Annotated in this window: 16 protein-coding genes and 5 pseudogenes; 11 read left to right on the top strand and 10 right to left on the bottom strand. The window is 68.1% G+C overall.

Annotation, left to right across the window (positions count from 1 at the left end; translation table 11 throughout):
- Positions 1-30: 30 nt before the first annotated feature.
- Positions 31-456, top strand: coding sequence for a VOC family protein (locus tag AC07DC_RS05315; protein WP_478911982.1), 426 nt, complete (start codon positions 31-33; stop codon positions 454-456).
- 15 nt (positions 457-471) lie between these two features.
- Here AC07DC_RS05315 and AC07DC_RS05310 read toward each other — a convergent pair whose 3' ends face one another.
- Complete coding sequence (locus tag AC07DC_RS05310; protein WP_478911981.1) at positions 472-627, bottom strand: hypothetical protein; 156 nt, start codon at positions 625-627, stop codon at positions 472-474.
- A 238-nt stretch (positions 628-865) separates the two neighbouring features.
- Here AC07DC_RS05310 and AC07DC_RS05305 point away from each other — a divergent pair, with 238 nt between their 5' ends.
- Positions 866-1414: a hypothetical protein gene (locus tag AC07DC_RS05305; protein ID WP_478911979.1), complete on the top strand. Its 549-nt coding sequence runs from the start codon at positions 866-868 to the stop codon at positions 1412-1414.
- Between the two features lie 419 nt (positions 1415-1833).
- On the opposite strand, the gene AC07DC_RS05300 is transcribed toward AC07DC_RS05305, so the two are convergent.
- The 5 genes from AC07DC_RS05300 to AC07DC_RS05280 all read right to left on the bottom strand — a co-directional run bounded on the left by AC07DC_RS05300 (position 1834) and on the right by AC07DC_RS05280 (position 6670).
- Entirely contained in the window at positions 1834-2430 is a 597-nt protein-coding gene (locus tag AC07DC_RS05300) for a redoxin domain-containing protein (RefSeq protein WP_478911977.1), read from the bottom strand.
- Positions 2431-2582: 152 nt separating this feature from the next.
- Positions 2583-2807 (bottom strand): hypothetical protein, encoded by a 225-nt coding sequence (locus AC07DC_RS05295; RefSeq protein WP_478911976.1) that lies wholly within the window; start codon positions 2805-2807, stop codon positions 2583-2585.
- Positions 2808-2817: 10 nt separating this feature from the next.
- Positions 2818-3549, bottom strand: coding sequence for an SDR family NAD(P)-dependent oxidoreductase (locus tag AC07DC_RS05290; RefSeq protein ID WP_478911975.1), 732 nt, complete (start codon positions 3547-3549; stop codon positions 2818-2820).
- A 253-nt stretch (positions 3550-3802) separates the two neighbouring features.
- The gene (locus AC07DC_RS05285) at positions 3803-4498 is read right to left on the bottom strand and encodes a type 1 glutamine amidotransferase domain-containing protein (protein WP_478911973.1); all 696 of its coding nucleotides are present in this window, start codon (positions 4496-4498) and stop codon (positions 3803-3805) included.
- A 402-nt stretch (positions 4499-4900) separates the two neighbouring features.
- Positions 4901-6670: an MOSC domain-containing protein gene (locus AC07DC_RS05280; protein ID WP_478911971.1), complete on the bottom strand. Its 1770-nt coding sequence runs from the start codon at positions 6668-6670 to the stop codon at positions 4901-4903.
- Between the two features lie 760 nt (positions 6671-7430).
- Between AC07DC_RS05280 and AC07DC_RS05275 the strand changes: the two are divergent.
- From AC07DC_RS05275 to AC07DC_RS05260, 4 genes and pseudogenes are all read left to right on the top strand, one after another.
- Positions 7431-7716, top strand: a pseudogene (locus tag AC07DC_RS05275) (SDR family NAD(P)-dependent oxidoreductase); the annotation flags it as partial.
- A gap of 498 nt (positions 7717-8214) precedes the next feature.
- A complete protein-coding gene (locus tag AC07DC_RS05270; protein WP_478911969.1) occupies positions 8215-8832 on the top strand; it encodes a VOC family protein in 618 nt (205 codons plus the stop codon).
- A gap of 322 nt (positions 8833-9154) precedes the next feature.
- Positions 9155-9610, top strand: a complete 456-nt coding sequence (locus AC07DC_RS05265; protein WP_478911967.1) for a universal stress protein — start codon at positions 9155-9157, stop codon at positions 9608-9610.
- Between the two features lie 1244 nt (positions 9611-10854).
- The gene (locus AC07DC_RS05260) at positions 10855-12738 is read left to right on the top strand and encodes a putative Ig domain-containing protein (RefSeq protein WP_478911965.1); all 1884 of its coding nucleotides are present in this window, start codon (positions 10855-10857) and stop codon (positions 12736-12738) included.
- Between the two features lie 139 nt (positions 12739-12877).
- Here the strand turns inward: AC07DC_RS05260 and AC07DC_RS05255 are convergent, their stop codons facing one another.
- A complete protein-coding gene (locus tag AC07DC_RS05255) occupies positions 12878-13084 on the bottom strand; it encodes a hypothetical protein (RefSeq protein ID WP_478911964.1) in 207 nt (68 codons plus the stop codon).
- Between the two features lie 588 nt (positions 13085-13672).
- Here AC07DC_RS05255 and AC07DC_RS05250 point away from each other — a divergent pair.
- Together AC07DC_RS05250 and AC07DC_RS05245 are read left to right on the top strand one after the other, a co-directional pair.
- The gene (locus AC07DC_RS05250) at positions 13673-13876 is read left to right on the top strand and encodes a helix-turn-helix domain-containing protein (protein WP_478911963.1); all 204 of its coding nucleotides are present in this window, start codon (positions 13673-13675) and stop codon (positions 13874-13876) included.
- A gap of 349 nt (positions 13877-14225) precedes the next feature.
- Positions 14226-15357, top strand: a pseudogene (locus AC07DC_RS05245) (YibE/F family protein); the annotation flags it as partial.
- 33 nt (positions 15358-15390) lie between these two features.
- Here the strand turns inward: AC07DC_RS05245 and AC07DC_RS05240 are convergent.
- Positions 15391-15810, bottom strand: coding sequence for a hypothetical protein (locus tag AC07DC_RS05240; RefSeq protein ID WP_478911961.1), 420 nt, complete (start codon positions 15808-15810; stop codon positions 15391-15393).
- A gap of 698 nt (positions 15811-16508) precedes the next feature.
- On the opposite strand from AC07DC_RS05240, the gene fxlM reads away from it, so the two are divergent.
- The 3 genes and pseudogenes from fxlM to AC07DC_RS05225 form a co-directional block, all read left to right on the top strand.
- Entirely contained in the window at positions 16509-18575 is a 2067-nt protein-coding gene (fxlM, locus tag AC07DC_RS05235; protein ID WP_478911960.1) for a methyltransferase, FxLD system, read from the top strand.
- 828 nt (positions 18576-19403) lie between these two features.
- Positions 19404-19808, top strand: coding sequence for a CBS domain-containing protein (locus AC07DC_RS05230; RefSeq protein ID WP_478912618.1), 405 nt, complete (start codon positions 19404-19406; stop codon positions 19806-19808).
- Positions 19809-19859: 51 nt separating this feature from the next.
- Positions 19860-19982 (top strand): annotated as a pseudogene (locus AC07DC_RS05225) (cation:proton antiporter); the annotation flags it as partial.
- On the opposite strand, the pseudogene AC07DC_RS05220 reads toward AC07DC_RS05225, so the two are convergent.
- Both AC07DC_RS05220 and AC07DC_RS05215 read right to left on the bottom strand, forming a co-directional pair.
- Positions 19954-20265, bottom strand: a pseudogene (locus tag AC07DC_RS05220) (alpha-amylase family glycosyl hydrolase); the annotation flags it as partial. The pseudogenes AC07DC_RS05225 and AC07DC_RS05220 sit on opposite strands and share 29 nt — an antisense overlap.
- 206 nt (positions 20266-20471) lie before the next feature.
- Positions 20472-21518: pseudogene (locus AC07DC_RS05215) on the bottom strand (IS110 family RNA-guided transposase); the annotation flags it as partial.
- Between the last annotated feature and the right edge of the window lie 228 nt (positions 21519-21746).

Below are 21746 nucleotides of genomic sequence, written 5' to 3'. Positions count from 1 at the left end.
TCGCCTTTCCCTGAGAGAAGGAAGCCACTGATGGAATTCACCCCACCGGGCATGCGGCTGGCGTCCGTCGTGCTGAACGTATTCGATCTCGAGCAGTCGACCGGCTTCTACCAGGACGTTCTCGGTCTCCGGGTCAGGCTCACCACGTCCACCGCCGCGTTGCTGGTCGGCCTGGACGGCTCGCAGCTGTACCTGCGTTCGCTGAGCTCGAGGGCCCCCCACGCCACGTCGGGCATCGGCCTGCATGCCGCGATCTGGACTGCCCCCAGCGCGAAGGAGCTGCTGCGCTGCGAGCGGGTCCTCAAGGCGCGGGGTGCGCATGTCGCCACCGAGACGGTCGAGGGGTTCGTCCGGGTCGAGGGCAGCGACCCCAACGGCGTGCCGGTGGTGGTCACATACCCCGGCCCTGACCAGGCGGAGATCACGGAAATCATCAGCCGCGTCTACAGTTGGTAGCGGCGCTTCCGTGCCTCAGTCACGGCGGGCGGGCGGGCGGGCGGGCGGGGGCGCGGCCGGGCGGCTGCCGGGTTCGGCGGTCGGCTCGGCCGCCGTCGGCGCTGCGGCGGGGCGGGGGCTGTCCTTGGCCACGGTCAGCGGAACGCCGTGGTGCCGGATCCCGAGTTCCATCCACCCAGCAGGGGGGTGTAGACCGCCGCCTCCGGTGAGACCTCTATCCGCAGGCAGCCCTGCTGGAACGGGATGCTGAAGGCCGGCTCACCCGCCACCGTGCGCTCTTCCCGCTCCGAATGGTGCCATGAGGGTGTGCGTGTGAGCATGCCTGCGAGGAGATGTCGGCGTCGCCCGCGTCTGCGCGACGTCGCGCAGACCGGCCCCGTATCGCCAAGACTGGCAGGAGCGATGCAGAATGCGCAATCCGAAGCAGTTGACTCCGCTCGGCGCGATCGCGTCGGGTTTGGCCGCCGGTCTGGTCGGCACCGCGTGCATGGACACGGTCCGGTTCCTACGGCAGCGCCGAGCCGGCGGTGAGCGCAATCCGTTGCGGTGGGAGTTCGCTCCCGTCCGCACCTGGCAGGAGGCTCCCGATCCCGGACAGGTCGGCAAGCGCCTGATCGAGGGCTTCACCCAGCGCGAACTCCCGGATGCCGCGGCCTGGCCGGTCAGCACGTTCATGCACTGGTCGTACGGTGCGGCCAATGGGGCGATCTACGGCGTACTCGCCGGCTCGGTGCGCAAGCCCTGTGGGGTCTCTGGCGTGTCGTTCGGCGCGCTCGTGTGGATCAGCGACTACATCACCTTGCCGATCGCGGGACTCTACAAGCCCATCTGGAAGTACGACCGCAAGACCCTCGCGGCCGATCTCGGCCCCCACCTCGTCTACGGCGCCGCGACCGGGACCGCGTTCCGGATCCTTGGCAAGGCCTGTGCCGGCGTCCGGACTCGTCCGAAAGGGTGAACGCGAGCCTGGGCCCGGCACCGCATGCGAATCACCACTGCCCTGTCGCACTTCTCGTCGTGCGGGTCGGACTCGGTTTCGCGGGGCGTAGGAGGCTGTGTGAGCTTTGACGCCTCCGGGGGCCGACGCCTTCGTCACCAGGACACCGCGGGAGCAGCGGCCATAGCGGCCTCTTGGATCTCGATCCGGTGGCGGCTCTCGGGCGCGCCATGTCGAACTCGTCCGTGACGTTGGGTCGGAGGTCGTCGTTGCGCCACTGAGCGGAGCACGGGGTTTGGGTCAACAGGTGTCTCGGCTGGCGGCCCTCACACAGTCCCGTCCACCCGACCGGTCGGCCTCGCCGCCAGTCCGGCCAACGAGACGGCGACGATGTGACCAGCATGACCTCGCCCGCGTCATTGATGCGGGTCGCCGACTTCCTATGCCTGCTTCTGTGGGTCGGTGGGTCGCCTGTCCCAGCCGTGGAAGGGTGAGCGATCGCCGGCGTCCCAGGCTGCGCGTAGGCCCGGCGTGCTCAGATCCCAGTCCGGGCGCATCTCGCGCGTGACCTCGCGGAGGTCCCGCCACAGGTCGTAGGCGGACGGGCGCCCCCAGAACCAGTAGCCGTTGTAGAGACTGTGCACGATCAGGCCCGGCTTCAGCACGAGCGTGTAGGGGATCATCGGATCGTGCTCGGGGTCGGTGTACTCCTGGATGTCGAGGTCCCGCTGGACGATCCTCCCGGGATCGGACAGGAAGGGCCACCGGGCGCCCACCGAAAGGCGGAACTCCTGCAGCGTGTGATGGTCGTCAGTGGAGATCGTCGCAATTTGCGTGTAGGCCACGTCGACCTTCGGCTGGAGCACCGTCGCCATCTCCAGGTGCTGCTGGTGCTCCTTCGGGCAGTAGTGTCCGCGCGCCAGGGTGAGGATCAACGGGTTGCGGCCTTGCAGCTCGCTGAGCGTGCGAACTGTTCCGGTATGGTCAGGCAGTGCGAAGTCCGGGAGGACGCAGCCCTGAACGATGTCGGGACGCATGGGCTCAACCGCCTTCCGTCGTGGGTTAAAGGAAGGGCTTGGATTCGCTGGGCAGTCGCGATGATCGCCCGCCTGGCGGGCCTTTCGCAACCCCATGACCAGCATGCCGATGGCGGAGCCAAGCCCGCGTCAGAGCGGTGACTGCATCTCAGTTAGATGCTGCGGGAGACCTGGTGGTAGCAGATGTACCGGTCGTCTGCGTCGCGCTTGAACATCACGCCGAGGTGGACGGGTAGCGGGTCCCTGTCGCTGTACGTGAATTCGACGTCCAGGTAGCCGAGCACGAGGTCGTCGGCGGGCCGTTTCGACTCGAGGATCCGGTATCCGGCCTTCAGCCCGTTGCGGAGAACGGACTCAGTGTCTGCGGTGTCGTTCATCGCGATCCTTTCAGTGGCCGGCACTTTGGCCGCCGTCCACATGCAGGACCTCGCCGGTGACGAAGGACGCCTGCTCGAGGTACACGATGGCCTGGACGACGTCGTCGACCTCTTCCATTCGCCCAAGTGGATGGCGAGCCACGAGCTCGGGCGTCGTCTCCGGGTTCATCGGCGTACGGACGACGCCGAGCGCGACGGTGTTCACGCGGATGCCGTGTCCCGCGAATTCGATCGCCAACTCCTTGGTGACCGCGTTCAGCCCGCCCTTGGTCAACGACGCGAGGGCGCAGGGTACCTGTGCGTTCGGCTGGTCGACCAGGGAGGTGGAGATGTTCACCAGGTGACCGCCGCCTTCGCTGCGGGAGAGCATCGCGCCGATGGCGCTGCGCGCGATGTTGAAGAATCCGCGCAGGTTCACGCCGACGATCAGGTCGAAGTCTTTGTCCGTGTAGTCGGTGAACGGCTTGCCGATGTAGACGCCGGCGCTGTGGACCACGGTGTCGATCCGACCGAACCGATCCAGCGCCGCCCCTACGATCCGCTCGCCCGCACCCGACGCGACCAGATCGTCGCTGACGGCGAGTACCTGCGGGTCCTCGGATTCCGGCATGCGGCGGCTGGTGGCCGTGACCGCGTACCCGAGGCTGCGGTAGGCGGTGACGATGGCGGAGCCGATGCCCCCGCTGGCGCCGGTGATGATGGCGACCTTCTGGGCGGTGTCCGCAGCCGTCGTGTCGTTCATGCTCACCCCTCACATCCTTCGCCTCATCGGCACGGCTCAGGCCGGTGACCGATCCCAGCACACCCGCCGGGACTCGGGCGGCCACAGCCATGGCCCGGCCGACAAGTGACCGTTTCCCGCACCCGCCGGGCGGAGTAGTGCAGTTGGGGCCCGGCGAATGCGGGAATCAGCGGATTCGGAGCGGGTGGCGACCTCACGGACCCTGCCTGCGGGCGCGGGCACGCCGCTTGAGCCGGATCGCTCCCGGACGGTGTCACTTGAGGATTTCCAGCATCCGGTCGCCCAGGACCGCGGCCGAGGCCGGGTTCTGCCCGGTGACCAGGTTGCGATCCTCGACCATGTACGGCTTCCAGATCGGGCCGCGGCTGAAGTTGACCCCGACCTTCTCCTTCACGTCGGTCTCCAGCAGCCACGGCGCCCTGGAGGCGAGCCCGACGCCTTCCTCCTCCTCGTCGGTGAAGCAGGTGATGTTGAAGCCCTTGAACGGCGACTCGCCGTGGATCCTGGTGGCCAGCATCGCGGCGGGGGCGTGACAGACGATGAACAGCGGGTTGCCCGAGGTCAGCTGCTGCGTCAGCAGCCGTCCGACATCGGCGTCCCACGCCAGGTCCGACATTGGGCCATGACCGCCAGGCAAGTACACCGCGTCGTAGTCCTCGAGGCGGACGTTCGACAGTTGCAGCGGCCGGCGCATCACCTCCGCGGAACGGATGATGGCCTCCAACTCGAGGGCGCCATCGTTTCCGCCGGCCATCTCGGGGCGCAGGCTCATCATGTCGACGGTGGGGGTCACGCCGTTCGGCGTCGCGACGACGACCTCGTGGCCGGCGTCCGTCAAGATCTTGTACGGGTTCGCGAACTCCTCGGCCCAGTAGCCCGTCGCGTACCTCGTGCCGTCCTTCAACACCCAGTAGGTGGCTCCGCTCACGATGAAAAGCACCTTGGCCATGGCAAAGATCTCCTCTCGGCCGCGTACCGGGGTTCGGTGGGATGACCTATGAAACCGACTCACCGCCGCCGGATATCCCCCTTGTGCCACTTTAGGCACGCCTGCGACCATGCGCACCCGGATGCTCTGTCCACTACAGCTGACCGTCTGGGTGGCGGTGGTGCATTCGTCGCTTCAGTATCGTTGTGCGCGCGAGGAGCCTCGGCGGCCTCGGATGCGGGTGGCCGTCGGCGGTGGTCGCCGAGCTGCAGTACGCGCCAGTTGGGCGTTGTAGCGAGGCGCGAGCATGGCAGTACCGGCGCGGGGGCAGCCCGCGGGTCGGCCCTGGCACGAGCACGGTGCGGCGCCGGGAACGGATACGGGCGCAGCAGCGTGACGCCCTTGGCTGCGGACGCAAGCCGGTCACATGTCCAGGACCAAGTCGCCAGGCGGCGTCGAACAACAGATGAGGGCGCTTCCCTCGGCGGGGAGGTCTACGGGCTCGGGGGAGTAGTCGACGTGGCCCGAAAGCAGCCCCGTCTCGCAGGTGTGACAGACCCCGGTGCGGCAGGACCATCGCACGGGCACGTCGCATGCCTCGGCGAGTTCGAGCAGAGTCCCGTAGTCACGGTGCCAGGGGACGGTCAGCCCGCTGCGAGCGAAGGACACTGACGGCCCCGCTTGTCCGCCGGGACGAGGGGCCGGCTGGTGCGGTGCCCCGGCGGATCCCGCCACCACACCGGGGGTGACGGCGGACGCGGCCCCGAAGATCTCGGTGTGGATACGCGAGGACGGCAGGCCGCAGGCCTCCAGGGCTTCGGACAAGTCCTGCATGAACGCGCCTGGACCGCAAAGGTAGGCGTCCGCGTTCGGAGGCAGCTCGAGGGCGCGGATCCGCTCGCCGCTGAGCCGCCCCGTCATCGTGTAGTCGATACCTGGGCGATCAACGCTGCGCGGACGGCTGTAGGAGACGAATGACCGGCCTGCGGGCAGCCGGGAGAGCAGCGCGTGCACTTCGTCGGCGAAGGGGTGGTTCTCGCCGTCTCGAGCCGCCTGCAGCCACCACACCGGGCGCCGTGAGGGTTTCGCAGCCAGAGCGTGCAGCATGGCCAGGACCGGAGTGGCGCCGACACCGGCGGACAGCAGCAGAACAGGAGTATCCGCGTCCGCCAGCAGGAACGTACCGCGCGGAGCGGCGACATCGAGAACATCGTCCACTTTCACGTGCTGAGAAAGGTAGGTGCTGGCGAGACCGTGCGGTTCCTGCTTGACACTGATGCGGTATGTCTCGGCACCCGGTCGGCCCGACAACGAGTAGTTCCGGATGACTGGGGAGGCCTGTGGGTCCGGCCGCATGCGGACTCCGAGGAACTGCCCCGGGAGCGCGGCTGGGAGCGGTTCACCGTCAACTGACGCCAGAGTGAGCGAGAAAATACTCGCGCTCTCCGGTTCGATGCGGACGACTTTGAGCGGGCGGAACCCGGGCCATGCCGGAGGCGGGCTGGTGGCGCTGAGCCCACTGTTGCCGCCGACGGCGCCAGGGCCGCGATCCGCGTCGTCGAGCAAGGCTCGCAGCGACGTCTTCCACCCAGGGCTCAGTGCTGGGATGCGCAAGGCGCGTTCGAGCTGCGGCCGGGCGTGACCGGGCAGGTAGAGCAGCGCGTCCATCTCTGCGACCGTCATCTCCTCGGGGCCGGAGACGACTTTTACGATCTCGTCTCCGGCCCGCACCTGCCCTTCTGTCAGCACGCGCAGGTAGAAGCCCGGGCGGCGGTGGGACACGAGTAGGGCGGGCATCTGAGGTTCTCCCAGCCGCAACCCCACCCGGTAGCACGTCACGCGGGGTTGTGTGACCTCGAAGAGCGCACCGCCGATCTCGTAGCGGTCGCCGATGCACACCTCGTCGTCGGCGAGTCCCTCCACCGTGAAGTTCTCGCCGAACTGGCCGTACGTGAAGTCGTCCCGCTTCAGGTGCTCCTGCCAGTGGCGGTAGGAGTCCAGCTGGTAGACCAGTACGGCACGTTGCTCGCCGCCATGCCCAGATAGGTCGCCTTGTCCGTCGCCGTCCAGATTGAGCCGCCGCACCATCAGAGGTCCGGCGACAGGGTGCTTCCAGATGCCGGTATGCGTGGTCCTGCCATGCCAGGCAACGTCTTTCGGCATGCCGACGTTCACGGCGATCAGAGTGGCCATACGATGTCCATTCTCTCGAGCGCAGCCGCCGTATGGGTGTGAAAGTCGACATTACGCCCGCGAGGCGCGTACATGCGCGGGTCTCGACTGGCCCGACTGGCGTTCGATGACCCCCAGTGGGCCTGCTCTCTGGAGTGCGGCTCGAAATCGCCCTGAGCTGAGCGGGGCGTGTGCCGTCGCGCGGCCATCGCCCGGTTGGCGCGCCCCTGCGGCGTCACGGGCACCTGCCCGCGGCGATGGAATGCGCCATCAAGGAGACCTCCTCGCACGGTTCAGCCGACTGCCGGCTTCAGCGGGCCCCAGGCGGTGACGAGGAGGGCCATCCGTATGCCGCACGGAACCCGCTAGCCGTATACCGCACGGAACCCGCTAGGCGTGGCGCACCGGTCCATACACATCGGCGAACGCCAGCACGTGCGCGACCACGACCGCGGATGCGCCGGACGGGTGATTTTTTGGGGTGTTGCTCGAGGGCAGTGACGGTGAGGGTCATCCAAGGGCGCAGAGGCAGGGTGCCCGGGACCTTCTCGTGGAGCTCGTCCTCTCGGGCCCGTCCCTGTCCCAGCAGCCCAGGCGTCCGAATGCGATCTCGGCGTGCGGCTGGCGTCGAACCCACAGACGCCGCCGACCCGGTCGGCGCGCGGTCTGGGCCGCGCGATCGCGACGCCGTTCGGTCCCCCTCACCGCGGCCGGCTCCGCCCTGCAGCCGCATACGCGTGCCTGCCGGACCTGTGCAGCTTCTCCCGCATCACCCAGCTCGCCGTCGAGCAGATGCTCGCTGACCAAGGGTGGACTCCAGTCCGCCACGAAGGCTCTCGCGATCGAGTACGCCGCTCGCGGGATCCGCAGCAACGCGATCTGCCCGGGTGTCATCAGGACGCCGATGCACCCCGAGTAGCACCACCCGGCCCTGGGCCGCACTGCATCCGGTTTGGGGCATGGGCGATGTCGACGACATCACCGACGCCATGCGGTATCTGGAGAACCCGCCCTTCGTGACCGGCGAGATTCTCCACGTCGACGGCGGTCAGAGTGCCGGCCACTGACGCCTCACCGCACGAGCCGTACTCCGCCACCGCACGACGCTACAGGCGTCCTCCGGCCTGTGCAGTTCCCCGAGGGTGCGGTCGCTTACCCGTACAAGCGGATCACGTCCCAGTCTGGGCCGGCGCAGGTCGGAGCCGCCGACTGAGGTTTCGGTCAGCGGACGGTGAGCGGGTTGCCCTGGCCCGCCGGGTTCGGGGGTGTACTCACCGGAGCCGTGCTCGGGCGAGGGCGGGGAGCCTGGCGTGCCCGGATGTCCTCCACGTCCCTGGGTCGAGGTTCCGTGGGACACCCGGGTGGTCGTCGTGACCAGGTGCTCTTTGCCCAAGCTCCTCCATCGTCACCCGGTCCGGGATCGGACTGACACGTGGGGCCGCTCGGGCCTGTGACCTTCTCTCGCCCACCTCGACCCATGCGATTTCCTGGGGTGCCCCGGCGACCGGGCCGTGCGAGTCTCGCCTTGTCGGCAGTTTCGGACGAGCGCAGGAGGCCCGCGGGGCATGGACATGAGACTCGAAGTCGTCGTGGTGCCGGTGGCCGATGTCGACCGGGCCAAGGACTTCTACACAGCGTTGGGTTGGCGGCTCGACGCCGACCTCGCCACCGACGAGAACTTCCGGGTGGTGCAGGTGACCCCGCCCGGCTCGCCGGCGTCGGTCATCTTCGGCACCTCGGTCACCTCCCAGACACCGGGCTCGGCTCAGGGACTCCACCTGATCGTCAACGCGATCGACGCCGCCCACGACCATCTCAAGCAACTCGGCGCCGACCCGAGCGAGGTGTTCCACGATGCAGGTGGCGTCTTCCACCACGCCGGAACCGACGCCCGCGTACCAGGCCCGGATCCGCGACGCAGCAGCTACGGCTCGTTCCTGTCATTCAGCGACCCGGACGGCAACGGCTGGATCCTGCAGGAGATCACCACCCGGCTCCCGGGACGAATGGACCCCACGGTCACCACCTTCTCCTCCTCGCCGGACCTCGCGGCCGCGCTGCGCCGCGCCACAACCGCACACGGCGAGCACGAGACCCGCACCGGTGCGCAGGATCCGAACTGGCCGGACTGGTACGCGGACTACATGGTGCGCGAGCAGGCCGGAACCGAGCTGCCTTCGTGAGCGCCTGCAGCGAGAAGTTCCCGAGGACCGGGGAGTCCAAGCGACGGCAAGGCACCGCACGTCACGGCCGCCAAAGCGCAGGAGACAGACGGATGAGCAGTGACTCCGACCCCATCGCGATCGGCGGCGGATCGCCTGCGCACGGCGTCCGCCGGACAACAGGGATGGGGAGTGATCGAGCGCAGAGCGTGCCCTCATCGCGGGCAGAGCACCTGCCTGGAGAGCGTCAACCGGTGCAGTGGCAGTCTCACCCGCTGCCGGAGGCAGTCGAAAGCACGCAGGACGAAGTGACGAACGTTCCCAACGGACACGGAGGTGCGCGATGAGCGACGCGGCCGTGGTAGACGCCGCACGGATCGTGGTCGGCGTCGATGGTTCCGAGCCCTCGAAAGCTGCCCTGCGGTGGGCCGTCCGGCAGGCTGAACTGTCCGGTGATGCGGTTGTGGCGGTGATCGCCTGGGACTTCCCGCGCAACTGGACCGGCTGGCCCCCGCCTGGGGACCTTTCGTTCGACTGGGAGGACAGCGCCCGCAAGATCCTCACCGAAGCCATCGATCAAGCCACCGGGCCCGATCATCCTGTCGAGATCCGTACCCGAGTTGTCCAGGGCCACCCGGCTGCCGTGCTGCTGAACGAAGCCGAGAACGCCGCGCTGCTGGTTGTGGGGAACCGCGGGCACGGCGGGTTCTCCGAAGCCCTGCTCGGCTCCGTCGGACAGCACCTCACTCAGCATGCCACCTGCCCTGTCCTCGTCGTCCGCGGCCCGCAACCCCGCTGAGGCGGACACGCGCTGATCAGAGGTCTGGACCGGCGAGGTGGCTGATTCAAATACGCGGGTCGTATCTTCCAGAGCCCCAGCATGCTGCACAGGACTGGGGGTCTTGAAGGGTCTTCCCCTTCCCATGGCAGACGCGGCACAGGTCTCCCTCTCGCCTCGGGGTTGAGGAGTCGCTCCACGTGGTCTCCCACTTCCAGAAGAGCCACACACCTACGACGATCAGCCCAATGACCACCAGGGGTTCCATATCCAGCAGGGAACCCCTCCCAGGGGCAGGCCGTCAACCTCCCTACCGCGAACGCCCCGGTGGCAGATCTGCAGGCCCATCAGCTGCGGCCAGGCGGTGCGGGCGTGTTCGGTCAGCCCAGCTCGGGCCGTGCGATATTCCCTGGGAGCTGCCGCCGACAGCACCCCACGCGCTGCCGACGGCAGGTTGGTGAGTCGGCACGAGTCCAGCACCGCGCATTCAAGGACCCCCTTGAGTGCTGCTGCATCCGCGCCGCTCCACCGCCTACGGACCGCCACCCCTTATCGGGCGTCATGAACTGCCTGTGCGGCAACGGCTTCGGGGTCCGTGGTGCCAGGGCAGGCCGATTCAAGGCGAGTACGTCCCCACAGACCCCGGGTACGCCCCCGCCCTAGGCTTCGGCCAAATGACATTCATTTTTATATAGCCATGGGCCTGCGCGACGGACCAAGGGAGGGTCAAGGTCCGGCAATGGATTCGGGAGGGCGGTCTGGTGGGGACTTCCTGGGTTGTGGGGCGACCTCAAGTGGTATCCCGGCGCGATTGGGAGCCGTCCGTGGATGTCCTGGGCGACGTTCGGTGTTGATGAATGTCTGGTGGGGGCGTCAGTCCGCGCGACCCGAACTTCGAAGCCGAACCAGATGGCTTTGAGGGGTGCTTGGGGCTCTCGGGGGTGGCAGGAATCCTCTTACTCTTTCTTTACTGGTGGACACCACTTCCTGGGGTGGCACCTCTGCCAACATGTCATGCGCACGGCATCGCGCCGTGGCTCCACATGGTCCTGATCTGATCCTGACCACCCCACGTCGCCGTCATACGAGGTGACTCGGGGCCGGAATCAGCAGGCGGCAGCACGTGCACAGCTCCCCCACCCCCACAGCGGCACGAGATCCGGCGCCTCCCCACGAGGGCAGCGTCGGTCGCCGTCCCCCCTCGCCAGGAGGCCAGTCCCTTGCGCACCTCTTCTCCCCCCATGTCCCGGCGCAGATTCAGAAGCATGGCGGTGGCCGTTTCCGCTGCCACGCTCATAGCGGGGGCCTTCGCGGTCGCCGCGCCCGAAGCGGTGGCCGCACAGCCCGCGCCCGAAGCGCCCGCCGCGCAGCCGGCGCAGAGCAATCCCGTTGCCAATCCGTACAGCCCCGCGCACGACCACGCGTACCGGCACGGTGCGGTGCCGACCCTGCAGCAGCACGCCAAGATGAAGACCTGGGCGGACTCCCAGGTTTCCCCGGCCGTCGCGACCGGACCGCAGACGCTGTCCTACGGTGGCGGGATCGACGGCATCGGTGTCCAGAGCGGTCACTCGAAGGTCTATCTGGTGTTCTACGGCACCCAGTGGGGCACGCAGGGCACCAACAGCAGCGGGGACGCCACCTTCTCCGGCGACTCGGCAGGAGCAGCGCCTGTCGCGCAGGAGATGTTCAAGGACATCGGTACCGGCAGTGAGCTGTGGTCGGCCGACCTGACTCAATGGTGCGACGGTCCGAACGTAGCGACCGGTGCGACGAGTTGTCCCTCGAATGCCAACTTCGTCCCGTATCAGAGCGGTGGCGTGCTGAGCGGTGTGTGGTACGACAACGCGGCTGCCTCGCCGAGTGCCGCCACAGGCCACCAGTTGGGTGTCGAGGCCGTGAAGGCCGCCAGTCACTTCGGGAACACCACGGCCGCGGCGAACCGGGACGCGTACTACGTGATCCTGTCACCGCATGGCACCAACCCGGACAGCTACCAGGGCCAGTACTGCGCCTGGCACGACTACAACGGTGACACCACCCTGACCGGCGGCGCGGTGCCCTCTACCGTCGGCAACGTCGCCTTCAGTAACCAGCCGTACAACATCGACTCGGGCGCGGGCTGCGGCGTCGGGTTCGTCAACTCCCCTGGCACCCTCGACGGCTGGACGATGACGCTCGGCCACGAGTGGCAGGAGATGATGTCGGACCAGAATCCGGCCGGCGGCTGGACCAACCACACCGGTAGTTCGTACGACGGCCAGGAGAACTCCGACGAGTGCGCCTGGATAGCGCCGGGTGCGACGGGCGGAGCGGCGAACGTCCGCATGGGCACCGGCACCTTCGCCGAGCAGGCCAGCTGGTCCAACGACACCAACGCGTGCGCCATCACTCACCCGATCGTCGGCGGAACCACGGGCAACACCGTCACCGTGAACAACCCCGGCAACCAGAGCAGCACCGTCGGCACAGCCGTGTCGCTGCAGGTGACGGGCTCCGACTCGGGCTCGGGCCAGACCCTTACCTACACCGCGACCGGCCTCCCGGCCGGGCTGAGCATCTCCTCCGGCGGTCTGATCACCGGCACGCCCACCACGAGCGGCACCTCTTCGGTCACCGTCACCGCCAAGGACAGCACAGGCGCCTCCGGCAGCACCTCGTTCAGCTGGACCGTCAGCAGCACCGGCGGTTGCGCCACCCCGGGCCAGAAGCTGGGCAACCCCGGCTTCGAGACCGGCACCGCCGCCCCCTGGACCGCCAGCTCCGGCGTGATCGACAACGCCGCCGGCGAAGCCGCGCACTCCGGCAGCTGGAAAGCCTGGATGAACGGCTACGGCAGCACCCACACCGACACCCTGTCCCAGTCGGTGACCATCCCGGCCGGCTGCGCCGCGACCTTCTCCTTCTACGCCCACATCGACACCGCGGAGACCACGACGACCACGGCCTACGACAAGCTGACCGTCCAGGTCGGCACCACCACCCTGGCCACATACTCCAACCTCAACGCGGCCAGCGGCTACACCCTCAGGTCCTTCAACCTGTCCAGCTACGCCGGACAGACAGTGACCCTCAAGTTCACCGGCACCGAGGACTCCAGCCTCAAGACGTCATTCGTCATCGACGACACCGCCCTGAACGCCTCCTGACACCACCTCATCACCAAGACTGTGGGGGCGCGTCCGTCAGGATGGGCCCCCACAGTCGCCGCACTACGGCACTACGGCACTACGCCACAGGAGGAAGCATGCGTCCTCGACCGGCTCTCCGACACACCCCGCCCTTCGTCTACGCTCTGCTCGCCCTCGCCCTCGCCCTGGCCGTCGGCACGGCCAGCGGCTGCTCGTCGACCAGCAGTCCCCCCGCCTCCAGCAGCCAGCCACCGGCGACTTCGGGGGCCACAACGACAGGATCAGCGTCCACCCCGAGCACGGTGACGCCGAAACCGATCACCCTCGACGAGCATGCCGAGGGCACCACCGTGCACGTACGCACCGGGACGACTGTGGTGATCCGACTGCACAACACCTACTGGTCAACCCCCGCCAGTTCCAACCCGCCCGTACTCGCCCCCGCTGGTGGTGGCGAAATCAGCCACAGTGCGACCTGCCCACCCGGCGGCGGCTGCGGCGAAACCTCAACCCACTTCATCGCACAGCAACCAGGCACCGCACACGTCACCGCCCACCGCAGCTCCTGCGGCGAAGCTAGGCGATGCCCACCGGGCCAAGGCAGCTACGACGTCACCGTGGCAGTCACCGGATGACACCGCGCTCCGCGAACCTGGGCCGTGATAGGCATCATTTCGGATCGAGGTGACCTACGGCCCTCCGAGCTCGCCGCATAGCTCCCGTACTGCGGCCTCGCCCTCCCTGCGAGCGTGATCACTCGTCCCTTTCATCGGCTGGCGCAAGAAGCGTACGCACGGGCCGGAAGATGGAACCTAACGGGGATGTGCCTGACCAGCAGTCGTGTCAGAGAACAATGAGGCCCGCCACGTCGGATGGAAGCGGCGGAAGTACTGACGGGACCCCGTCCGTTACGCGATGATTGCTCTCCGGATTCTGCGTCAAGGAGTTGGCCGTGATCAAGGGCAAGCAGGTCGTCGGCGTGCCACGCACCAAGCTGTCCGCCGAACTCAAGCATGACTACGAGGCGGGGTCTTCCATCAGGCAATTGGCCCAGGACGCTGGGCGTTCGTACGGCTTCATCCACCGCATGCTCGCTGACGCCGGTGTCACGTTGCGCGCACGCGGCGGCGCCACCCGCGTCAAGCGCGCAGGCTGACCCGGACACGGCTCGGTTCAACCCGTTGCGGGCGTTAACCGGGCGCCTGCGTATCTGCGCCCCGGTGTGACGTGCTGGTCCATGGTGGGCGGGCGCTGTTGGTGGCGCCCGCTCGGTCCTGCCCGAGGTCAAAACGCGACCGGGGCCATGTGGCTGCGCTTGCCCGGCGCGTTCCAGTAGCACTCCGATCGGCAGCGCTGATGCGGCTATCCCACTGAAGTCGATGGAGTGCGAACCGCCGCGGTGCTCTCGTTCCAGACCCGGAATTCAGCCAGCGGGACAACGAGACCGTCCAGCGCCTCGGATCACGGGTCTGGTCGGGGTCCGCGTCTCAGGCGCGCCGGTGAGGTTGCAGGCGTGGGCCGGTTTCTCTTGCGATGATCGGCCCGTGGACTCCCCTGAAGCTCATGTGCACAGCCACGGCCACGGACCGTGCCGCCGGTCTCCCAGCATCTGCGCAAGATCATCGCCGCCATCCTCGTCCCGTTCGCAGCGGCAGCGGTCGTGGGCCTGATCGTGCTGTGGCCTGGTGGGGCGCCCTCGCACCCCCGTACGGGTGCGGGTTTCGACCAGCAGACCCGGCAGGGCACAGTCGTCAAACTCCTCGACGTGACCTGCAAAGCGATCAACGCTGCACCCTCCACCGCCACAGGTCCCAACAGCGACAACTGCCAGAAGGCGACCATCGAGGTCGCCTCGGGCCCCGACAAGGGCACCACCTTCACCGAGATCGTCAGCACGACCAGACCCGCCGCTACACCCAGGGCCAGGGAGTCGTCCTGTCCTACGCCCCCAACGCCCCGCCAGGGCTGCGCTATTCGGTCACCGACGTGGACCGCGGGCTGCCGCTCGCTGTGCTGGCTGCGATCTTCGCGCTCGCCGTGATCGTCGTCGGGCGGATGCGCGGCGTCATGGCCCTGGTCGCGCTGGTCATCTCGTTCGCGATCCTGACCCTCTTCATCCTTCCGGCGATCCTGCACGGCGACAATCCGCTGCTGGTCGCCGTGGTCGGCGGCTCCGCGATCATGCTCGCCGCGCTGTACCTATGCCACGGTGTCAACGCCCGCACATCCGTGGCGGTCGTGGGCACCTTGTGCTCGCTGCTCCTGATCGGGTTCCTCGGCTCGGTCTTCCTCGACTGGGCCCACCTGACTGGCAACACTTCCGACGAGACCGGCCTCATCCACACCCTGTACCCCAACCTCGAGATCAAGGGCGTCCTCCTCGCAGGCATCATCATCGGCTCGCTCGGCGTCCTGGACGACGTCACGGTCACCCAGGTCGCGGCCGTGTGGGAACTGAAGGACGCCGAGCCCGGCGCGCACTGGCGGAAGCTCTACAGCGCCGGCATGCGGATCGGCTGTGACCACATCGCATCGGTCGTCAACGCCCTCGTGCTCGCGTACGCGGGCGCCGCCCTCCCACTGCTGCTGCTCTTCTCCATCGCCCGCAGTGGTGTCCTGAGAGTGGCGAGCAGTGAACGGGCACTGTCGCGGGACACGTGCCCTGTGCCATCACACTGCCCCATCACCTCGTTGTAGGGGAGCGCACATCCTCGTGCGGGAGCGCGCGTCGGTGATGGAGAAGCGGGAGACCTGTGAGACGTGGGAGCGTGAGGGGGAGAGTGAGACGGCGGCTGACAAGAGCACCGGGCATCCAGCCGACAACGCGGCCACGCCGGCCGGATCCGCGCTGCGCGGGGTGGTCGTCACATCGGTCTTCGGCGCGGTGGCGGCCACGACGGTGCGGGGGACGGCGACGCCGACGGCCAGGGCGAGAGGGCCGGCGGCCACGGCCGCCCACACCCCGATCCGGGCCATCGAGACCCGGCGGTGCGTTGCCCGCACCACGGCAGGTGCGGCCGCAGGGGAGCGCAGTTCTCGCGGGGTATCCGGAGATTCCGGCGATGGGCGGTTGCGGGTGAATGGCGGCATGCCGGGGCTCCCTGGAAAGAGGCGGTGGGGATGCCTCCAGAGAACCCGACGGACCTAACCACGAACGTAACCATGAAAGGGGGTCAGAAATCACGTTTCCGTAACGCCCCATGGTTGGTTGTCGACCAGGCGTGGTTAGTTGCCAGGAAGAAGCCTCTCCATGGCTGGTCAGGGGCTACTTGGCTTGCCCATCGGGCAGGTCTGCGTGCGCGCCGGGGGAGTGAGATCTGGAAAAGATTTTTGGAATTAACCATGGATCCGAGCGCGGTCGTCAGAGAACTAACCACGGATCGGATGGAAACTAACCACGAATCCACAAAAACTACCCATGGGATTCATGGAAGCTAACCATGGTTGACGAACTAACCACGGAGTCCGAAAGAACCAACACCGGGGTCTAGAGGTAACTGACCACGGCATCGGCCCAAGGAGCCACGGGCTGCATCGGCGCCTCCCACGGTGTGCAGACACGCGTGTCCCGTGCCACGCCGTAGGCGGCGCCATCCCGGGGTGCCATCGAACTTCGTGACCGGGGCGGTGGCCCGTGCGCGCCCCCGAGCCACTGCGCAGCGTCCGTTATGTTCCGCACGGCGCAACGGGCCTCTGCGCAACCGCCCTTTGCGCAGTGCCCGATTTGCTCCGCACTGCGCAATGCGCAGCCACTGCGCATTGCGCAATCGGCCCATGCGCACGGCGCGATGGCCGGCCTCGACGACGGCGTCACCAGGCTCGCCCACACCCGGCTCAAGGCCGCCCACGCCCGCATCGACACCGCACGGCGTCCCTCGCAGTACGAGTTCGACCTCACCCGCGGACTGACCGGCCTCGGCGCCTACCTCCTTCAACGCGACCCCGACGGCGACCTCGTCCGCCGGGTCCTGTCCTACCTGGTCCGGCTCACCGAGCCGGTGCCAGCCGCCGACGAGGCCGGGGCGGATGCACCAGGCTGGTGGACCCACGACAGTTCCGCCCACGTCCGCGATCCCGCCTTCGCCGCCGGCGAGGCCAACTTCGGTGTGGCGCATGGCTGTTCCGGACCTCTCGCATTCCTGGCCCTGGCCATGAGACGGAACGTCGTCGTCGAGGGACATGAGGCCGCCATCACCTGCATCAGCCGCTGGCTGGAGAACTGGGAACAGCAGGCTTCGGCGGGACCGTGGTGGCCCGAGCGGATCACCGTGAACGAACTCCCACCGGCCACCCCAGTCAGGACGGACCCCTGCGGGGTGCAGACGCTCATCACCGCCCAAGGCGACGCGCACGACAGCTCCCTCACCCAGTTGCCCGACTGGCCGGCCGCCTTCGAGGACGCCGGACGCACGCTCGCCGACCTGGCCCACCACGGGCAGCTCAGCCGGGGGCTGCGGGCCGTCCTCACCGACCATCTGCTGTTCACCTTCAACCGGCTCGGTATCTCCGCGACCCACCAGAACGTCCTGGCGACCGCTGCCACCCGCGTGATCTTCCACCGGGAACGCATACCCGGCGACCCCCACCGAAGCAGCCGAACCGACCCCGCCCACCCCACTACAGTCAGGCCAGTGACCATGCACTCCACCGACGCCCCGGCCCTCGACCCGCACGATCTGCGCGAGGCCCTCATCGCCAAGATCGACAGCATCGGGACCTTCCGCACCGACCGGGTCAGGGAAGCCTTCCGCGCCGTGCCCCGGCACGTCTTTCTGCCCGGCGTGGACCTGGCGACGGCCTATGCGCCCAAGCCCGTGGTGACCAAGCGAGCCGAGGACGGCACCGCTGTCTCCTCCGCCTCCAGCCCCAACATCGTCGCCAAGATGCTTGAGCAGCTCGACGTCCACCCGGGCCACCGCGTCCTGGAGATCGGTGCGGCCACCGGCATCAACGCCGCCCTCCTGGCGGAGCTCGTCGGCCCGACCGGCTCCGTGGTCACCATCGAACTCGACGAAGACCTCGCGGACGGCGCCCGTACCGGCCTGGCCGCCGCCGGATACGACCAGGTCGAGGTGATCTGCGGCGACGGCGCCCTCGGTGACCCCAGCAGCAAGATGTTCGACAGGATCATCGTCACCGCCGGGGCTTGGGACATCTCCGCCGCCTGGTGGCAGCAACTCTCCGTCGGCGGACGCATCGTCGTACCCCTGCGGCTGCACGGCAGCGGCCTGACCCGCTCGCTCGCCTTCGACCACACCGACGACGGCCTGATGCTCAGCACCAACGCCGCCGTGTGCGGGTTCGTGCCCATGCGGGGCGCCTCGGAGATGGGCGAACGACACGTCCGCCTCGCCGACGACGTCATCCTTAAGCTCGACGCCGACGACCTTCCCGACGAGCCCGCCCTTGCCCAGGCCCTCAGCCACCCCGCCCACGAGCAGTGGACCGACATCGAGGTCCGTCACGACGAACCGGCCGCTCACCTCGACCTTTGGCTCGCCACGATGAACAGCGGCCTCAGCTTCGGCCGGCTGTCCATCGGCTCCGCCGCCCGCGACCTCAACCTGGCCGACCCCGCTATCCGGTGGGCCGGAGCGGGCCTGTACGACGGTGGCACCCTCGTCTATCTGACCGCCCGCCCGGCCGGTGAGGACGCCAACGAACTCGGCCTCATCGCGCACGGCCCGAACAGCGGCAAGCTTGTCGGCCAGGTCACCGATCTCCTGCACCTTTGGAGCCGGAAACGACCCGCGCAGCCCGTCGTCTCTGCCTACCCCGCCGGTACACCCGCCGGCCAACTCGCCCCCGGTACCCGCATCACCCGGCCCGAGACCCAGCTGACCATCGGCTGGTGACCAAGCGCGAGGCAGCGGGACGGCCGAGCTTCGGTACATAAATGCTCGGTCGGTGAACGGGAGTTCTTACAGACACGGTGGCTTTTGGCTTCCGGCTGTTCGGGAGACTGCAACCACACTCGGCGGCCTGGTCGGGTCCGGGGATCTGTCGGGCGGTTGTGTACGCCTCGACCGCGAACCGGGCCAGCGCGGCCGAACCTTCGCACGTGATCGGCGGGGCGCACTGCGACTGCTGGCGGGAGATTTCCAGGACGGAGGCGCCGCGTCGGGCGCGCTCGATGTTGGTGTACTCCTGTTCCGGATCGACTTCGATCGTCTGCAATGCGGCTCCTCGGGCAGGTGAGCGTAAAGGCCGGCCTTCAGCCGTTCCGCTGTCGGTGGGTTGGTCCGCCGGTACGGGAGGGTTGCCGCCCACCCCGTTCCGACATGACTAACCACACTCCCTAAGTCGAGAGGGGTCCACTCCCAACACACGCGAACGGCAACATCTATTGCGACTTCCGTTGCGTCTTCTGTTGCGTCTTCTGTTGCGACATCTGTTGCATTGCTCCGGGCTGGGTCTCGTCGTTACCGCAGGTCAGCTGCCCATTTGCGAGGGGGTACTACGCTGACTTCCCCTCGGCTGTGCCCCCTTTTCTGTACCTGGTGTTGATGAGCGTTGATGGAGTGTGGGTGGGGCGGGTGGCGGCTGGCGGTCGGGTCATGGTCTGGCTGCGCTGGCTGAGGGTGGGCGTCGGCCGGTTGCCGCCGCGTCGGCAGGGGCGGCGACGCAGCACGGCAAAGGGCCCCGCACCGTGGGTGCGGGGCCCGTTGCTGGCCTGCTAGCGCCTGGGCAGCCAGACGGTCGCCACCGTCCTGGAGGACCTGCCGGATCCGCTTCCCGCCACCACCCGGCTCACGGACGCCGCCGGCCTGCTGAGCCTGTCCGACCTCGGGGTGCTGCCCGTGCTGGACTCCGGCGGCAATTGCCTGGGCACGCTCACCGCCCGCACCGTTGCCGAAGCCCTGGCCGAAGGAACGGGCGGTGAATCCGATGTCCCGTCCACCGCGGGCGAACTGGCCGAATTCCCTGGCCCCGTCACTGTCGACATGTTCCTGGCCACGGCCCTGCACGTGCTGGTGGCCGCTCCGGGCACCGGCCTGCCGGTCCTGGACCAGGACCACACCCAGTTGGTGGGATGGCTCACCCACCAAAGCGCCCTGCGCGCCCTGGGGCCACCGTCCCCGGCGTGAGGGAGCCAAGGGCCCGCTGCTCACCGGGTCCGCGGACCGTTCGGTGTCGCCCTGCTCATAGCGGTGTTGGTGTCCGGTCTCGCCGCCCGCTCCGTGCTGTCCACGTCTCTGCTGTTCCTGGTCGCCGGTGCCGCTGTGGGCGACGGTGCTCTGGGCCTGGTGCACATCGCCCCGGGAGGCGGCCGGGGCGGACGTGCGCCTCGGCGACGAAGACGCGGGGGTCGGGGTAGCTGTCGGCGATGGCGCGCCAGTTGCGGAAGATGTCGTGGACACCGTCGCGGTCCCAGTGCGGGTGGTTCTCCTGGTCCTCACTGGCGATGACGGAGAACTCTGTCAGGCCGAGGTTCGGGAGGGCCGGGTCCTTGGCCATGCCGTGGGCGACGTCGATGCGGAAGCCGTCGACTCCCAGGTCGAACCAGAAGCGCAGGACCGACTCGAACTCGGCTCGGACCTCGGGGATGCCCCTATGATCCGTCAAGCGCCTAGTGCTCTGGCCGGAAAGGTTTGCCTGGTTCGCGGCGGCCGGCGCGGTGCATCGCAAGGCGGAGGATCGTCCTCGTACCGGGCGTACTCGGACGACTCCGACAACGCAGCGAGGTGCCGTGCCGGGCGTCGCGAACCGGTGAACCTTTCCGGCCAGAGCACTAGGGAGGACGCTGCGGCCGCCGAGGGTCGGATGTGCCGGTAGAGCTCTCGTGCGACATAGCGTTTGAGGCAGCGGATAATCTCGCGCCTGAACATACCTTCGGCGGTGCGTCGTTGCAGGTAAGCCCGAGTGCGTTCGTCCCAACGAAGGCGGGACTGGACGATGCGGTAGAGAGCGGCGTTGGCCTGCCGATGGCCACCGCGGTTCAACCGTCGTCGCTGGGTCTTGCCGGAGGACTGCTCGACCGGCCTGACTCCGCACAGTGCTGCGAAGGATGCCTCGTCCGTGAGCCTATCGGGGTTGTCGCCCGCAGCGATGAGGAGGACCGCAGCACTGTCAGGGCCCACTCCCACCACGTCCAGGAGCTGCGGCCGACTGGACCGGACGGCCGTGGTAGTGCGCCGGGTCAGCTCTTTGATCTCCTGGGCGAGGTGCTGGATCCGGCGGGCAAGCAAGGACATCGTGAAGACAGCCTCGCCTCGGTCGTCGTCAAGTGCCGCGCAGGTGGCGATAAGAGCCGGGTTGGTCAGGCCGGTGAGCAGTTCGCGCAATTCCGGATCGACGACCAGAAGCACGGCCTTCAGCTGGTTCAGCGCCTGGGTGCGCGCCTTGACGGCCGATTCCTTGGCCAGCCGCAGGACCCGCATGTCCGCTGCGGGTCCGTCCGCGGTCTTCGGCGTGGTCGTCGCCCGTCCCGATAAGACGGCTCGTGCGGCCGCGTCCGCGTCGATGGCATCGGTCTTGCCGCGCTTGCGCCGAGTGGCGCGGTCAGGCTGATTGATCTCGACGACGTCGATGTTCTCTCGGCGCAAGACCCGGGTCAGGGCAACTCCGTAAGATCCGGTGCACTCGACGCCGGCGCGTCGGATGATGCCGAACGATCGTGCCCAGCAGATGAGCTGGCGGTAGCCGACGGCCGTGGTGGGGAACTCGCGGTGTGCGAGGGAGGCTCCCAAAGGGGTAATTGCTGCGGCGACGTGGATGTCCTTGTGGGTGTCGACCCCCAGGATCACGTCTTCGGCCAGGGCAGGATCGTGCTGCGTAGTGAGTGCGGGCTGGGGCATGCTGGTGACGGTCACAAGGCTCCTCGGACTCGGGCGGGTGGCCGACGCCGGTCCGGTGGGCGGTCAGAACTGTGATGGTGCTTTATGCAGCAAAGCCCCTATCGGGACACGCTCACCAGGCCTGCGGCAGCAATCGCCGCTGAGGACCGGAAGCCGACAGATCCTAAACAGGGCGCTTGCGGCCAGTTGTCCCACGGGTCAGGCTTCCGGTCCCCAGCGGCACACCAT

The organism is Streptomyces sp. NPDC045021 (genome assembly GCF_056432645.1).
The sequence above is the reverse complement of the archived record's forward strand: the minus strand, read 5'-3'. Positions and strand labels throughout refer to the sequence as shown.